General features: G+C 68.1%; 13 protein-coding genes. 1 reads left to right on the forward strand and 12 read right to left on the reverse strand.

The window, feature by feature from the left end:
• Positions 1-1,619 (reverse strand): aa3-type cytochrome oxidase subunit I (gene ctaD / locus H289_RS0126985; protein WP_036421667.1); only part of this gene is annotated, 1,619 nt, incomplete at its 3' end.
• Positions 1,620-1,830: 211 nt separating this feature from the next.
• Between ctaD and H289_RS0126990 the strand changes: the two genes are divergently transcribed.
• Positions 1,831-2,934 carry an iron-siderophore ABC transporter substrate-binding protein gene (locus H289_RS0126990; protein ID WP_020103977.1) on the forward strand — a complete coding sequence of 368 codons (1,104 nt, stop codon included), beginning with the start codon at positions 1,831-1,833 and terminating at the stop codon, positions 2,932-2,934.
• Here the strand turns inward: H289_RS0126990 and H289_RS0126995 are convergent, their stop codons facing one another.
• From H289_RS0126995 to H289_RS0127045, 11 genes are read right to left on the reverse strand one after another with little or no spacing between them, the layout of a single operon-like run.
• On the reverse strand, positions 2,935-3,972 hold the full coding sequence (locus tag H289_RS0126995) for an isopenicillin N synthase family dioxygenase (protein WP_020103978.1): 1,038 nt from the start codon (positions 3,970-3,972) through the stop codon (positions 2,935-2,937).
• Entirely contained in the window at positions 3,969-4,514 is a 546-nt protein-coding gene (locus H289_RS0127000; protein WP_020103979.1) for a hypothetical protein, read from the reverse strand. The genes H289_RS0126995 and H289_RS0127000 overlap by 4 nt, the downstream gene beginning before the upstream one ends.
• Positions 4,511-5,524 carry an allantoicase gene (gene alc / locus H289_RS0127005; RefSeq protein WP_020103980.1) on the reverse strand — a complete coding sequence of 338 codons (1,014 nt, stop codon included), beginning with the start codon at positions 5,522-5,524 and terminating at the stop codon, positions 4,511-4,513. Before alc ends, H289_RS0127000 begins: the two co-directional genes overlap by 4 nt.
• Entirely contained in the window at positions 5,521-6,267 is a 747-nt protein-coding gene (locus tag H289_RS0127010; protein ID WP_020103981.1) for an aspartate/glutamate racemase family protein, read from the reverse strand. Before H289_RS0127010 ends, alc begins: the two co-directional genes overlap by 4 nt.
• On the reverse strand, positions 6,264-7,556 hold the full coding sequence (gene allB, locus H289_RS0127015) for an allantoinase AllB (protein ID WP_020103982.1): 1,293 nt from the start codon (positions 7,554-7,556) through the stop codon (positions 6,264-6,266). The genes H289_RS0127010 and allB overlap by 4 nt, the downstream gene beginning before the upstream one ends.
• A complete protein-coding gene (locus tag H289_RS0127020) occupies positions 7,556-8,386 on the reverse strand; it encodes an N-acyl homoserine lactonase family protein (protein WP_020103983.1) in 831 nt (276 codons plus the stop codon). The genes allB and H289_RS0127020 overlap by 1 nt, the downstream gene beginning before the upstream one ends.
• On the reverse strand, positions 8,386-9,990 hold the full coding sequence (locus H289_RS0127025; protein ID WP_020103984.1) for an ABC transporter substrate-binding protein: 1,605 nt from the start codon (positions 9,988-9,990) through the stop codon (positions 8,386-8,388). Before H289_RS0127025 ends, H289_RS0127020 begins: the two co-directional genes overlap by 1 nt.
• Entirely contained in the window at positions 9,990-10,646 is a 657-nt protein-coding gene (locus H289_RS0127030) for a cysteine hydrolase family protein (RefSeq protein WP_020103985.1), read from the reverse strand. Before H289_RS0127030 ends, H289_RS0127025 begins: the two co-directional genes overlap by 1 nt.
• A complete protein-coding gene (locus H289_RS0127035) occupies positions 10,647-11,651 on the reverse strand; it encodes an ABC transporter permease (RefSeq protein ID WP_029105806.1) in 1,005 nt (334 codons plus the stop codon).
• Between the two features lie 55 nt (positions 11,652-11,706).
• Positions 11,707-12,576, reverse strand: coding sequence for an ABC transporter permease (locus H289_RS0127040; RefSeq protein ID WP_020103987.1), 870 nt, complete (start codon positions 12,574-12,576; stop codon positions 11,707-11,709).
• Entirely contained in the window at positions 12,576-14,555 is a 1,980-nt protein-coding gene (locus H289_RS0127045) for a dipeptide ABC transporter ATP-binding protein (RefSeq protein ID WP_029105807.1), read from the reverse strand. The genes H289_RS0127040 and H289_RS0127045 overlap by 1 nt, the downstream gene beginning before the upstream one ends.
• Positions 14,556-14,761: the final 206 nt, after the last annotated feature.

The raw sequence follows: 14,761 nt of genomic DNA on the forward strand, positions 1-14,761 counted from the left end.
CGCTCCGAACGGATGCGGGGCAGCTCGGTGAAGTTGTGCCGCGGCGGCGGGCAGCTGGTGGCCCACTCCAGGGAGTTGCCGTAGCCCCACGGGTCGTCGACCACGACGGGCTCGCCGTAACGCCAGCTCTTGAACACGTTCCACACGAACGGAAGGACCGAAACTCCGAGGATGAACGACCCGATGGTGGATACGACGTTCAGCGTCGTGAAACCGTCGGAGGGCAGGTAGTCGGCGTACCGGCGCGGCATGCCCTCGTCACCGACCCAGTGCTGGACCAGGAAGGTGGTGTGGAAACCGATGAAGGTCAGCCAGAAGTGCAGCTTGCCCAGACGCTCGTCGAGCAGACGGCCCGTCATCTTCGGGAACCAGAAGTAGATGCCCGCGTAGGTGGCGAACACGATGGTGCCGAACAGCACGTAGTGGAAGTGCGCGATGACGAAGTAGCTGTCCGTCACGTGGAAGTCCAGCGGCGGGCTGGCCAGCAGCACGCCCGACAGACCACCGAGCAGGAAGGTGATCAGGAAGCCGACCGAGAACAGCATCGGCGTCTCGAAGGTCAGCTGCCCCTTCCACATGGTGCCGATCCAGTTGAAGAACTTGATACCGGTCGGAACGGCGATCAGGAACGTCATGAACGAGAAGAACGGCAGCAGCACGGCGCCGGTGGCGTACATGTGGTGGGCCCACACGGCGACCGACAGGGCGGCGATACCGAGCGTTGCGTAGATCAGGGTGGTGTAACCGAAGATCGGCTTGCGGCTGAACACCGGGAAGATCTCCGAGACGATGCCGAAGAACGGCAGCGCGATGATGTACACCTCGGGGTGGCCGAAGAACCAGAACAGGTGCTGCCACAGCAGGACGCCGCCGTTGGCGGGGTCGTAGATGTGCGCGCCCAGGTGGCGGTCAGCAGCCAGGCCGAACAGCGCGGCGGTCAGCAGCGGGAAGGCCAGCAGCACCAGGATCGAGGTCACCAGGATGTTCCAGGTGAAGATCGGCATGCGGAACATCGTCATACCCGGGCAGCGCATGCAGACCACGGTGGTGACCATGTTGACCGCACCCAGGATGGTGCCCAGACCACCGACGGCCAGGCCGACGATCCACAGGTCGCCACCGGCACCGGGCGAGTGGATCGCGTCGGTCAGCGGCGAGTAGGCGGTCCAGCCGAAGTCAGCGGCACCACCGGGGGTGATGAAGCCGGCGATGGCGATCATGGCGCCGAACAGGAACAGCCAGAACGAGAAGGCGTTCAGACGCGGGAACGCGACGTCCGGGGCGCCGATCTGCAGCGGCAGCACCAGGTTGGCGAAGCCGAACACGATCGGGGTGGCGTAGAACAACAGCATCACCGTGCCGTGCATGGTGAACAGCTGGTTGAACTGCTCGTTGCTCAGGAACTGCAGTCCCGGCATGGCCAGCTCGGTGCGCATGAACAGCGCCATCAGGCCACCGATGAAGAAGAACACGAAGCAGACGACGCAGTACATGATGCCGATCAGCTTGTGATCGGTCGTGGTCACCAGCTTGTAGATCAGGTTGCCCTTGGGGCCCATACGCTCCGGGAACGGGCGACGAGCCTCGAGTTCTCCGATTGGGGGCGCTTCGGCTACCAACAGATCCTCCAAATGTTCCGGGCGAATAGTTCGAGCACACGGGGCATCCCATGTTGTCTGCCGGTGATCTTATCCCCCATCGCACAGCCTTGCGGCGAGGGTCCTACAAACTGTCGTAATTGGCTGGACCGGCCGCTGACCCCGGCGTGGCGCCGGCGCCCGCGACCGCGCCTCATCTGGGCCTGACGGCGCGAGTGTTACCGTCGGCCACGTGCAGTTTCCGACTCCCCGTACCCGGCTGTCCAGCGCAAGCGCGGCGGTTCTCACCGCCCTGTGCGCGACGGCCGCGACCGTCCTGACGGGCTGTTCGGGACACACCAGCGAACCTCAGGCAGCGAACTCGGCGCCCATCACCAGCACCACCCGTATCGCCACCGCGGGCGTGCTGGGCAACCAGCGCCGGCCCGACGACTCGTGCGCGCCCACCCCGGCAGCGCTCGATGAGGGTCCCCCCACCCGTCAGGTGCACCACGCCGCCGGCGCCACCGACGTCAACGCGGACCCGCAGCGCATCGTCGTGCTCTCGGGCACCGCGCTCGACGCGCTGTGCGCGCTGGGACTGCAGTCCCGTGTCGTCGCCGCGGCGACCCCGACGGATTCGTCGGGCCAGACGTCATACCTGGGCACCGTCATCCACAACGTGCCGGCGGCCGGGACGCGTGGCGCACCCGACATGGCGGCGGTCAAGGCCGCCAACCCTGATCTGATCATCGGCTCGCAGGTGTCGGCGACGTCGGACACCTACGGCGCGTTGTCGGCGATCGCGCCGACGGTGCTCACCGGACCGTCCGGCGCGGCCTGGCAGGACGATCTGCGGATGGTCGGGGCGGCGACCGGCCGCGGTGCCGCCGCGGGCGCACTGGTCGACGGTTTCAACGCCGACGCCACCAGGGTCGGCGGGCAGAACGACGCCTCGCACTTCCAGGTGTCGGTGGTGCAGCTGACCGAGGGCACCCTGCGCATCTTCGGCGCCAACAACTTCCCGGGCAGCGTGCTGGCCCGCATCGGCGCGGATCGTCCTGCGCCACAACGATTCACCGACAAGCCCTACCGCGAGATCGACATCTCGAAGCTGGGGCCCGGCACCGATTTCTCGGCGGCCGACGGTGACATCGTCTACATGACGTTCGAGTCACCGGCGGCCAAGGACAAGGCCGCCGTGTTGCTCGACAGCCCGGCCTGGAAGAAGCTCGCCGCCACGCGCGACAACCGGGTGTTCGTGGTGAACAACGAGGTGTGGCAGACCGGTCAGGGCATCGTGGCGGCCCGCGGCATGCTCGACGACCTGCACTGGCTCAACGCGCCCATCAACTAGTCAGCCCGCGCCCTGCAACGCCTGCTGGCCGAACTGTCCCAGTTCCAGTGAGCCGTCGGGCAGTACCAGTTCGCCCGACTCGATGCGCTGTCGCAGGTAGGCGAACGTCTGCGCGGTCTGGGCGAACAGGTGCTCACCGGCACGCAGCGCCGGGCGCGGCTTGGCATCCGGCGAAGCGAACTGCGGCAGCGGTTTCACCTCGGTGTGGTAGTCGACGTTGAAGAACAGCGGGAACGAGTACCGCTCCTCGGCGACCTTGCGGACGCGGTGGCTGGTGGCCACGAACGCGCCGTTGGTCCACAGCTCCAGCAGGTCCCCGACATTGACGACGAACGTCCCGTCGACCGGCGGTACGTCGATCCACTCGCCCGCGCCGTTGAGCACCTCGAGGCCGGGGGCCGTCGGCTTGAGCAGGGTGAAGCATTCGTAGTCGGTGTGCGCGCCGATCCCGATGCTGTCGTGGGCGTCCGGGTTGTACGGATAGTGGATGAGCCGCAGCTGGCTCGGGGTCTTGGTGGCATGCCGGGAGAAGACCTCGGGATCCTCACCGAGGGCGACGGCGAACGCCCACAGCAGCCGCTGCCCCACGGCCAGCACCGCCTGGTAGTAGGCGGTCACCGCGTCGGCGAAGCCGGGTAGGTCCGGCCACGCGTTGGGGCCCAGCATGGGATTGCCGGCCAGGTAATCCGGGTCGTCGGCGGGCAGGTCCAGCGCGGTGTCGAACGCTTCCTTCAGATCCGGGACGGTGCCCTCCAGGCCCTCCTCGCCGACCGGCACATACCCGCGGTGACAGCGGGACAGCCCGATGTAGTCGCGCATCTTTTCTTCCACCGGCAGCGCGAAGTACTCCTTCACCGCCGCCAGCATCGCGCTGAACAACGACTCATCGATGCCGGTGCCGCTGATGTAGAAGAAGCCGACGTCGGCCGCCGCCCGGCCCAGCTCGGCGGCCACGCGGTGCTGCTCGGCACGCTCGGGTGACGACAATCCGCTGATGTCGATGATCGGCACCGACGTGAATGACGTTACGCCACTCATGAATTCACATTCCCTTCCGAGTTGTCCACCGTCCAGTGCACGCCGTTGGCCTGGATTTCGTCGCCGACAGAAGCCATGTCGGCAAAGTCGATACCGAGGGCTCGCTGCTCGTCGCCGCCCACGGTGCCGAGCACCACCTGAGTGCCGTCGGCCCAGCCGAACATCGTGCCGACCCGGACCAGTAGCGCCGACGCTCCGGCGGGCCCGGACAAGTACAGCGCGCCCGTCGGCCCCGCGTCGCCGGAGTCGCGGACCCAATGCTCGATGTAGTGCTCATGCACGCCGGTCTCGACGAGAACGTCACCCTCCCAGTGCATTACGCCGGCGTCGGGATGCGGGCCCGGCGTCGTGATGTCGAAGTCTCGATGCCACTCGAAGACGTCGCCGTCCTGGTGCAGGGTGCCCGCGAAGCCGCGGGAGTCCACGTAGGCCGTCAGGCTCTGCAGCCACAGCACCCCCGGTTCGGCGTCGCGCGTGCCGTCGACCTCGATCAACAGCGTGCGGCGCCAGAGGCCGGCGCAGTCGGTCAGCAGTGGTGTCACGACGATTCCTCCCAGTTGTGCTGCAGCATCCGCAGTCCGTCAACGGTGGACACTCCTATTGCCCGCACCCGCGCGATCCCGCCGTCCGGGTAGGCCTGTACGCGCAGTGCCGCCACGTCGGGCACGTCGACCGCGAACACCTGGCGCGCATCGGCGAGCAGTCGCGTCCGCGGCAGCACCGGAACGTCGAAAGCGACCATCCCCCAACCATGTTCCCGATCGGGACGGCTACGACTGCCCAGCACCGACACCTCCAGGCTGGCGTTGAACACGAAGTACGAGGTGTCGACCTCGATGCGGCGCAGGTCGGCGGGGGCGGCGAACGACACGATCACCGCGTCATGGGTGTCCGGTCCGACGTCACGGCGTCGGCGTGCCTCCCACCCGTCACCCATGTTGTGCGGCCGGTTCGGCAGGATCAGCGACGTGGCACTGGAATAGAAGCTGTCACTGCACCATTCGACCCGGCCACCGTTTTCGAGGCCGGACACCTCGACGGTGACATCGCTCCAGGACGCGGGGTCCGGCACCACGTCGCCGTAGGCCCGCAGCCGGGCGACGCCGCCGTCGGACTGCAACCGCAGCCGTAGATGCGTCCACCGCCTGCGGTCCGCGACGGCCAGCAGATTGTGCGAATCAGCCTTGAGCACAGTGGGTTCCAGTATCGGCGTCCAGGCCACGGCGGGGTCTGTCGGATCGTCGGTGCGCGCCAGCACGCAGGCGTCCACCGCGCAGCCACTCGGGTGATTGCCCGAGAAGAACCGGGTGTCCACGTCGATGGTGCGCAGCCGGCCGGGTGTCCCCAGCCGGATGATCGCCCAGTCTCCGGCCCGGCCGGCGTGGCGGCGCGTCTCCCAGCCGTCCACCACTTCGCCGCGCAGGTCGAAAGTTCCGGGCACAAAGGCGGGTTCGGCCGGGTCGACGAGTCGCTCCTTGAATCCGAAGGATTCGTCACTGGCGGCCACCACGCTGCCGCCGACGAGGCGCGAGGCGAGATCGACGTCGGTCATAGTCCCAGAGCCTCCGACAGCGGCCAGTGGCTGCGCGGGTTGTCCGGTCCTGGCGCGAACACACCGGCCTTGCTGGTGGACAGACCCAGCCCGACGACGGCCTGCGCGAGGGCCACCGCGGCGGCGACCCCGTCGACCGCGGGCACCCCGAGCTTGGCGGAGATCGCCGCCGTCACTCCCGCCATGCCGGCGCACCCCAGGCAGATCACGTCGGCGCCGTCCTCGTTGATGGCGCGCGCCGCCTCATCGACAATCGCCTGCACGGCGCCGGCGGGGTCGGCGTCCACGTCGGCCGTGCTGAGACCACAGGCCCTTACCGAGGCGCAGTGTGCGTTCAGGCCGGCCAGCAGCAGCCGGTCCTCGATGGGCGGGATCGACCGGGCGAGCGTGGTGATCACCGAGAACCGCCGGCCGATCAGATGCGCGACGTGTGCGGCGCATTCGGCGATGTCGAACACCGGCACCGTCAGCATCTCGGCGAGCGCGTCACGGCCGTGCTCGCCGAATCCGGCGAGGACGACGGCGTCGAAGTCGAAGTCACCCGACCGGGTGAGACGGGCCACCAGGTCCATCACCCCGACCGCGGAAAGGTAGCTCTCGGTGGACGAGTCGATCGCCGCCGAGCCGAAATACGGTGACATGCAGACGATCTCGGTGTCAGAATGCGCCGCCGATCGCGCGGCGGCCGCGATCTCGGCGGTCATGGCCGCCGAGGTGTTCGGATTGAGCACCAGAATTCTCATACCGGCTCCCCTACCAACGCCGGCGTGCCGGCAACCCAGGTCTGCAGTACCGAACCCCGCAGCGTGACACCGTCATACGGGCTCACCGGGTGACGGTGCCGCAGCGTCGCCGCCCGCACGGTGTCGAGGGCACCAGGGTCGAAGGCGCACAGGTCGGCCCGCAGGCCCACCGCGATTCGTCCCCGGTCGGCGTAACCGGCCAGCGCGGCGGGCCGTTCCGACATCCACCGGCTCAGGTCGGCGAGCCCGAAACCGCGTGCGGCGGCCTGTGTCCACACCGCGCGCGGGCTGAGCTGCAGTGAGCTGATCCCGCCGAACGCCCGCCCGAAATCCCCGTCGCCCTTGAGCCGCGGCGCGCAGGGCGAGTGGTCGGACACCACCAGGTCCAGCGTGCCGTCGTGCAGCGCCGACCACAGCAGTTCACGGTTGGCGCCATCCCGGATCGGTGGGCAGCAGGCGAATTCGGTTCTGCCATCCTGGACCACCTCGGCGGCGAATGTCAGGTAATGCGGGCAGGTTTCGGCCGTCACCGGTATCCCGGCGCGCTTGGCCTCGACCAGGCGCGCCAGCACTGTGGCGCTCGAGACGTGCACGATGTGTGCGCGGGCCCCGGTCGCCGCCGCCGCGTCGATCACCAGGGCCACGGCATCGTCTTCGGCGGCGTCGGGTCGCGACGCCAGGAACGACCGGTATTCCCGGCCCGAAGGGGCTGGGCCGGCGTCGATCACCCGGTTGCTCTCGGCGTGCACCAGCAGCACCGACCCCAGTTCGGCGATACGCCGCATGGCATCCCGGAACTGGGCCGGGCTCAGGTGCGGAAAATGCGGGTTGCCCGAGTCGGCGAGGAAGCACTTGAAGCCGCGCACCCCGGCGCGCGCCAGGTCCGCCAGGTCGTCCAGGTTGCCGGGCACCACGCCACCCCAGTACCCGACGTCGACGTGGCAATTACCCGCTGCCGTGGCCTTTTTGATGTTCAACGCCGCGACGCTGGTGGTCACCGGGTCGCAGTCCAGGGGCATGTCCACCACGGTGGTGATCCCGGCCGCGGCAGCCGCCGCGGTGGCGGTCTCGAATCCCTCCCAGTCGGTACCCGGATCGTTGATGTGCACGTGCGTGTCGACGAAACCGGGCAGCAGCACCACCGATTCGGGCAACCGGATGTCTTCTCCCGCCGGGCAATCGGCGTCGACCTCGCCGAGGAACGCGATGCGCCCCCGATCGATTCCCACCGCGGCCGGAACCTGGTGGCCGTCGATGAGCACCCGCTCGGCGCGCAGCACGCACTCCATCACAGCCCGCCGAATCTGTGGTGGAAATGCTCGGTGAGCTCGGGCCACACGTGTGGATCATGACCGGGAATCAGCTGAAAACCCCTGTCGGCAGCCAACTTCTTGAGACGGCGAATCGGCTCGATCGTGTCCTGCGGGTCGACGTCGATGAACCCGCCGATGGCGAGCTCGTGCTCGATGTTCTCCGTCAGATCGGCGGCGTCGAAGGCGAAGACGAAGCCGTCACCGCCGACGGACTGGTCGAGTTCGACGACGAAGCTCTGATGCCCCGGTGTGTGCCCATAGGTGGGCACCGCGGTGATGCCCGGGGCGATCTCGGCTTCCCCGTCTGCCAGGAGCCACTCGATGTTCGGGTCGTCGAAATCGATCCGATTGATCGCATTGCGTTCGGGTTCGGGGTGATTCGACAGCCCGTACTCGAGTTCACGACGCTGCGCGTGCACCGGGACCTTGCCGGCGAACAGCTTGAGCCCGCCGGCGTGGTCGTGGTGCAGATGGCTGACGGCGACGGTGTGGATCTCGTCGAAATCCACCCCGACCTCCGCCAGCCGCTGCTCGATCGGCTCACCCGGGCCGGGCAGCACCGGGCGGTACTCGACGGTCGGGAAGAACCGCCGGTACAGCGCCGGATCCCGCACGAGCGCGGTGTTGAATCCCGTGTCGAGCAGAACCCAACCACCGTCGGTCTGCAACAACACCCCGGGCACCGGCTCCCGCATGCGCTCCTCCGGCGGTGCCCCGTACACCGACACCGACTTCGGCAGCTCCTCCCAGCCCAGGGTCAGCAGAATGATCCGCCGGACCCCGGGCTTGCCGACCAGAGTGGCCATCAGCCGACCGAAAGGGCGTTCAGACGCAGTGAATTCGGGTTGGTGACCACATGTGCCTGTTCGACGCCCTTGAGCCAGGGCTGGGCCACCATGAAGTCGTTCACGTCGGCGACATTCAGCCAGCACCCGGTCTTGACCGCTTCCACACCGGCCGTCGAGAAGTCCGGGGCCGAATCGGCGGGCAGGCCCTTGGCCAATGCGTCGGTCACCGCGGGCGACGAGCAGCCGAAGAAGTTCAGGCCGCCGCCGGCATCCCACGAGATGTGGCCCCAGGTGTACGGCGACGGCGCATCAGGCCAGCCGACGTACGTCATGATCTCGGGTGCGGACTTTCCGTCAGTACCGACCCACCCGTAAATCTCCGACGTGGGATACGCCTGCACCTTGACGGTCAGACCGGCTGCGGCCAGTTCGGTCTGAATCAGGTTGCTGATCAACTGGTTGTCCGGGTTGCTCGAGTCGTAGCCGATGGTGACGGCCTTTTGATCGGCCGGCAGCGTCGCGGCGATGGCGGACAGCGCCGAGGGGTCGTGCGGCACCGACTGCTTGCCGTATTCGGCGGCCATCATGTTCGGCGGGTAGATCTGCTCGGCCTTCTTACCTCGCCCGAAATACGTCTGCTTCACCAGCTCGTCGACGTCGATCGCCTGCATCACCGCGTTGCGGTTCTTGGCGTCGGTCATCATGCCCTTGCTCGGGTTGATGTACACGTAGTTCGACATCATGGTCGGCAGCGAGTAGTTGGTGAACGCCTTGTTGTTCAGGTACGACTGGACCGCCGAGGACGGCAGATCGTGCAGGATGGCGGCCACCTGGCCGTTGTTGAACTGCAGCTGCTGCGCCGACACGTCGGTGATGACCGGGAGCTCGACCTTCTCGAAATACGGCTTGGTGCCCCAGTATTCGGGGAAGGCGGCCATCGCGTAGTGCGACCCCACCTGGGCGTCGGTCAGCACGAACGGCCCCGTGCCGAGATCGTGGGTGGTCAGGTAACCCTGCGCGTTGTCCGTGCCGGCGTTCTTCTTCAGTCCTTCAGGACTGAGCATGCGGGGGCCGTACGGACACGCCAGGTAATCGAGGAACGCCGAGTTGGGCGCCTTCAGCGTGACGGTGACGTCGTAATCCCCTTGCGTGGTCACCGATTCCACGTCCTTGACCATGTAGGCCGGGCCCTGGTTGACGGCCACCCGGCGATCGAACGACGCCTTGACCGCCGCCGACGTGAACGGCGTGCCGTCGTGGAACTTGACGCCCTCGCGGAGCTTGAACGTGAACACCTTGTTGTCCGGCGACGCCGTCCAGCTCGTGGCCAGCAGCGGTTCCAGGACGGCCTTGTCGACACCGGCCTTGTACTGCAGCAGACCTTCGTAGGTGTTGGTGGTCAGCAACAGACCCTGGCCTGCGTAGTAGATGTCGGGGTCCGGCGGCTGGCCCGGGTCCTGCAGGAACGACAGGTGCAGAACCTTGTCGGTGGGCGCGGCGTTGGGCGTGCCGCTGCCGGAATTCGAACCACCGCAACCGCTCAGCGTCAGCATCACGGCGGCACCGGCAGCGGCGATCCGCCAGCCTCCGCGCGCGCGACCGGGGACCTTGTGGCTCTTCATCATCGGGCAACTCCTTCGAGGGCGGGGCTGGACAATTCGGGCGGACACATTTCGGAAAAGGCGGTGAGGATCTCGTCGGTGGTGCGCATGGCACCGGCCTGCAGGTACTCCATGGCATCGAGCGCTGCGTCGTGCCGATAGGTCGACGAGCCGCCGACGCAGTCGGTCACGACGCGGACGTAGAAGTCACGCTGGTGCGCATCGGCGAAGGTGTAGTGCACGCAGACGTCGGTGAGCCCGCCGATGAGAATCAGCGTCGAGGCGCGCAGGCCCGACAGCACGATCTCGAAATCCGTTCCGATGAAACCGGAATAGCGGCGTTTGACGATGTGGAACTCGTGGTTGGGCCCGTCGAGGTCGGGCAGCAGCGCGGGATGCAGCGGGGTGCCCGGCCGGCCGTCCACGCAGTGCTCTCCCTCGGCGCCGTCGAGCTCACGGCCGAAGTCGATCCCGTTGGGGCGGTGCACCTCCTGGAAGAACACGATCGGTATCCGCGCGGCGCGGGCGGCGGCGATCAGGCGCTGGGCCCGGGCGATCCGGCCGTCGTAACCGGCCATGTGCTCGATGCCGACCAACTCGGCCGGCATGTCGCCGGACTCCTGCATGTCGACGACGACCAGGACGGGATTACCAACGATGAGCGGCTGTTTCGGCACTTAACCTCCTGTGACTGCGATACGCGGATCAGCGGCGGCCTGCAGCAGGTCCACCACCGTGTTGATGACGACGTAGAGCGCACCGAGCATCAGCGTGACCCCGGCGATCGCCGGAAAATCCGCCACAGGAATGCTCTGCGCGACGTACTGTCCGATGCCGGGCCAGCCGAAGACCTGCTCGACCACCAAGACACCCGAAAACATCAGGCCCACTTGAAGTCCCGTCATCGACAGGGCGGCGCCGACCGAGTTGCGCAGCACATGCCTGGCCAGGATCCGGGTCTCGGACAGTCCCTTGGCGCGGGCCGTCCGCGCGTAGTCGCTGTCGATGTCGGCCAGCAGGCTGCTGCGCAATACCCGGCCGATCGCGACGGCCGGGCCGATCGCGATGACGAACGCCGGCAGGATCAGGTGGTGCGCGGCGTCGGCCACGACATCGAGCCGCCCGTGGAGCAGACCGTCGACGGTGAGCATGCCGGTCGGCCCCGTCGGCGGGCTCGGCACGGCACTGCGGCCGTTGGCCGGTACCCAGCCCAGGTCTTGGTAGAAGACGATGAGGCCGAGGATGCCGAGCAGGAACATCGGCGCCGAGGAACCGGCGAACAATACGGCCCGAAGGACGTTGGCGCCGCGCCACTTCAACGTCGTGCTGAACGCCAGCAGTACCGCGAGGACGATGGCGATCAGCAGGCCGGCGAGCGCCAGCTCCAGGGTTGCGGGCACGAACGACCCGAGATCGGACATCACCGCGTGCCGGGTCCGGTACGACGTGCCCAGGTCGCCGGTCGCGGCGCCGGCGAGGTAGTGCCAGAACTGCACCAGCACAGGGTCATTCAGTCCCAGCGCGGCGCGCCGTGCCGCCACCGCATCGGCCGAGGCCTGTGCGCCCAGTTGGGCCTTCACCGGATCCAGCGGCGAGATGTTCTGCAGGACGAACATCACTCCCGTCAGGGCCACCAGAATGGCCACCATCGACCCCAACCGCGAGGCCACGAAGGTCTTCATGTCGTCACCCACCTCTCTTCACGCGCGCGCTCATCACCACCACCGGTTCGGCGGCCTAGGTCGTCTTCATCAGGTTGCGCAGGCAGTCGCCGGAGATGTTGGCGACCAGCGCCAGCACCAGCACGCCCAGTCCCGGCATGACCGGAATCCACCACTGCTGCAGGAAGTAGCTCAGGTTGCGCGCCGAGTCGGCACCAAGCTCGGGTGCCGGCGCGGCCTGACCGAGCCCGAGGAAGGACAAGCCGGCCAGAGTGAGGATCAGCGTGCCGATATCCAGGCTCGCGGCGACCAAGGCGTTGGGCACCGCGCCCGGCAGCAGGTGCCGTCCCGCGAGCCGAAATCGGCTGACACCGGCCAGCTTTGCGGCCTCGACGTGGGGGCGCGCCGCCAGCCGCGCCACCTCCCCGCGCACCAGCCGTGCGTAGAACGGCCACCACACGATGGATACGGCGATCAGCGTGTGGAGGAAGCTCGGTCCCAGCGCGGCGACCACGGCGATCGCCAGCACCGGCGCGGGCAGCGACAGGAAGCCGTCGGTGATGCGCATCAGCGTCGAGTCGACCCAGCCACCGGCCGCCCCGGCGATCAGGCCCACGAGCCCGCCGATCAGCAGGCCCAGCGCCACGACCGCCAGCGCGGCCAGCCAACTCGACCGCGCGCCGTAGAGCACGCGGGACAGGATGTCGCGTCCCACGCTGTCGGTGCCGAGCAGGAACCCGTGCTCGCCCGGCGCCTGCAACGGCATCCCGACCGGGATCAGCGGGTCGTGCGGAGCCAGCAGCGGTACCGCGATGACGGCCAGCGTCAACAGGATCACGAGGGAGAATCCCGCGCGGTTGAGGATCGTCGACCGGGACTGTGGCAGCGCCAGTCGCAGCCGGCCGCGACCGCGAGTGAGACTCGGGGCGGGGATCGCGATGGCCATCAGCGCACCTTCTCTTCGATACAGGCGACCTGGTGTGCGCCACCGGATTTGCCGACGAGTCGGACGTCGAGTTCGTCGCCGCTGCAGGCGTCGACGGCGATCGGGCATCTCGGATGGAACGCACACCCGGTCGGCGGTGACAGCGGGCTTGCCGGTTCGCCTGGCAGGACCCGTGATTCGCGGCCGAGGTCGGGGATCGCGTCGACCAGCGCGCGCGTGTACGGGTGCGTCGGGTTGCCGATGACCTCTTCGGCCGGCCCGATCTCGACGATGCGGCCCAGGTACATCACGGCGATGCGATCGGCGACCACCCGCGCCACCGACAGATCGTGCGTCACGAACACCACCGACATGTCCAGACCGCGGCGCAGGTCCCCGATCAGGTTGAGCACCGAGGCGGCAAGGGACACGTCCAGGGCGCTCGTGGGTTCGTCGCACAACAGCACCGCGGGTGGGACGACGGTGGCGCGGGCCAGCGAAACCCGTTGGCGCTGACCGCCGGACAGCTGGCCGGCGCGTGACTTCGCCACCTCCGCGGGTAGCCCCACCCGGTCGAGAACCTCGATGACGGCATCACGGCGCGCGGCCCGCGACAGTTTCCGGCCGCGCAGTCGCTCGGCGATCAACTCGCCCACCGACAGCCACGGCGTGAGTGAGGCGCCGGCGTCCTGGAACACCATCTGCGGGCGCTGTTCGCCCGCCACCTCGACGGTGCCCGTGGTCGCCTTCTCCAGACCGGCGATCACCCGCAACAGCGTGGACTTTCCCGAACCGCTCTCCCCCACCAGCGCCACCGACTCGCCGTGCCCCACGCGCAGCGTCACGCCGCGCAGCGCCTGGAGCTTGCCGTGCGGCCCCACGGTGAAGGTCTTGGTCACGTCGGTCACCGTGACGGCGGCGGGCTGGTCCGCAGCGGCAGAGCTGATCGACTGTGCGGCAACGGGTTCCGGCGCGGCGTCGGGCTCCGCCGCCAGATCGTGCAGCTGCTCCGGGGTGAGCAGGCAGGCGCTGACCCGCCCGGGGCCGACGGGAACCGGTTCGGGAGAAGATTTCTCGCAGTTGTCGGTGGCTTGGTCACAGCGCGGGCTGAACGCGCATCCGGGTAGCGGTGACAGCGGGCTCGGCACCGAACCCGGCATCGCCGCGAGTCGACTGCCCCGCGCGGTGTCCAGCGTCAGCCGGGACCGCAGCAGTCCGCGGGTATACGGGTGGGCCGGTGCGCCCAGAACGTCGGCGGCCTGGCCGACCTCGGCGATCCGGCCGGCGTAGAGCACGGCGATCCGGTCGGAGATCTGCGCGGCCACCCCGAGGTCGTGGGTGATGAAGACGATGCTGCAACCGATTTCGTCGCGGAGTCGCTGTAGCAGCCGCAAGACCTGGGCCTGCACGGTGACGTCCAGCGCGGTGGTCGGCTCGTCGGCGATGATGAGTTCGGGTGAGCCGGCGATCGCGATGGCGATCATCACGCGCTGACGCAAGCCGCCGGAGAGCTCGTGCGGGTAGGCGCGCATCCGCCGCGCCGGGTCGGGTATGCCGACCGCGGTCAGCAGGCGCAGCGCTTCCTCGTCACTGCCCGCGGCCTCGGCGACCTGCTTGCCGATCCGCATGGTCGGGTTGAGTGAGGTCATCGGGTCCTGGAACACCGCGCCCAGATCGAGGCGGCGAACCGTGCGCAGCGTCTTCGCGTCACCGTGGACCATGTCCGAGCCGGCGACCGAGATGCTGCCGTCGATACGGGCGGACGCCGGCAGGAGCCCGAGCATGCCGAACCCCAATACGCTTTTCCCCGAGCCCGATTCGCCCACGAGCCCGAGGATTTCGCCGCGCTGAACGGTCAGCGAGACCCCGCGCAACGCGTGTACCTCGCGGCCGTTGCGCTGGAACGTGACGTGCAGACCCGCCACGGTCGCCACCGCCTCGGGGGTCGGCGACACGGTCGCGACCTGCGTGGCATCCACCACCGATACAGCAGTGCCCATGTGCGCTCTCCTGCGTTCTGATCGCCATGCCTTGGTGCGTCGCTGACCGCTGGCCTGTCAGTTGACAGTTTTCTCCCCGGACCATCCCGCATGGTGTCGCCGAAGTAAGCACGATGTAAGCAACCGGGGGCCGAAAGTAACCGGCGGATATCGCAGGTTTCTGTCGCGTGACAGATACTGACCGCCGGTATCGATGACACCTGCCG

This window comes from Mycobacterium sp. 360MFTsu5.1 (assembly GCF_000383495.1).
Taxonomy (GTDB): Bacteria; Actinomycetota; Actinomycetes; order Mycobacteriales; family Mycobacteriaceae; genus Mycobacterium; species Mycobacterium mucogenicum_B.

What these genes read in the sequence shown, in the direction of transcription:
- H289_RS0126995 (WP_020103978.1), bottom strand. Translation starts at nt 3,972, where the DNA reads ATGAGTGGCGTAACGTCATTCACGTCGGTGCCGATCATCGACATCAGC.
- alc (WP_020103980.1), bottom strand. Translation starts at nt 5,524, where the DNA reads ATGACCGACGTCGATCTCGCCTCGCGCCTCGTCGGCGGCAGCGTGGTG.
- H289_RS0127010 (WP_020103981.1), bottom strand. Translation starts at nt 6,267, where the DNA reads ATGAGAATTCTGGTGCTCAATCCGAACACCTCGGCGGCCATGACCGCC.
- allB (WP_020103982.1), bottom strand. Translation starts at nt 7,556, where the DNA reads ATGGAGTGCGTGCTGCGCGCCGAGCGGGTGCTCATCGACGGCCACCAG.
- H289_RS0127020 (WP_020103983.1), bottom strand. Translation starts at nt 8,386, where the DNA reads ATGGCCACTCTGGTCGGCAAGCCCGGGGTCCGGCGGATCATTCTGCTG.
- H289_RS0127025 (WP_020103984.1), bottom strand. Translation starts at nt 9,990, where the DNA reads ATGAAGAGCCACAAGGTCCCCGGTCGCGCGCGCGGAGGCTGGCGGATC.
- H289_RS0127035 (WP_029105806.1), bottom strand. Translation starts at nt 11,651, where the DNA reads ATGAAGACCTTCGTGGCCTCGCGGTTGGGGTCGATGGTGGCCATTCTG.
- H289_RS0127040 (WP_020103987.1), bottom strand. Translation starts at nt 12,576, where the DNA reads ATGGCCATCGCGATCCCCGCCCCGAGTCTCACTCGCGGTCGCGGCCGG.
- H289_RS0127045 (WP_029105807.1), bottom strand. Translation starts at nt 14,555, where the DNA reads ATGGGCACTGCTGTATCGGTGGTGGATGCCACGCAGGTCGCGACCGTG.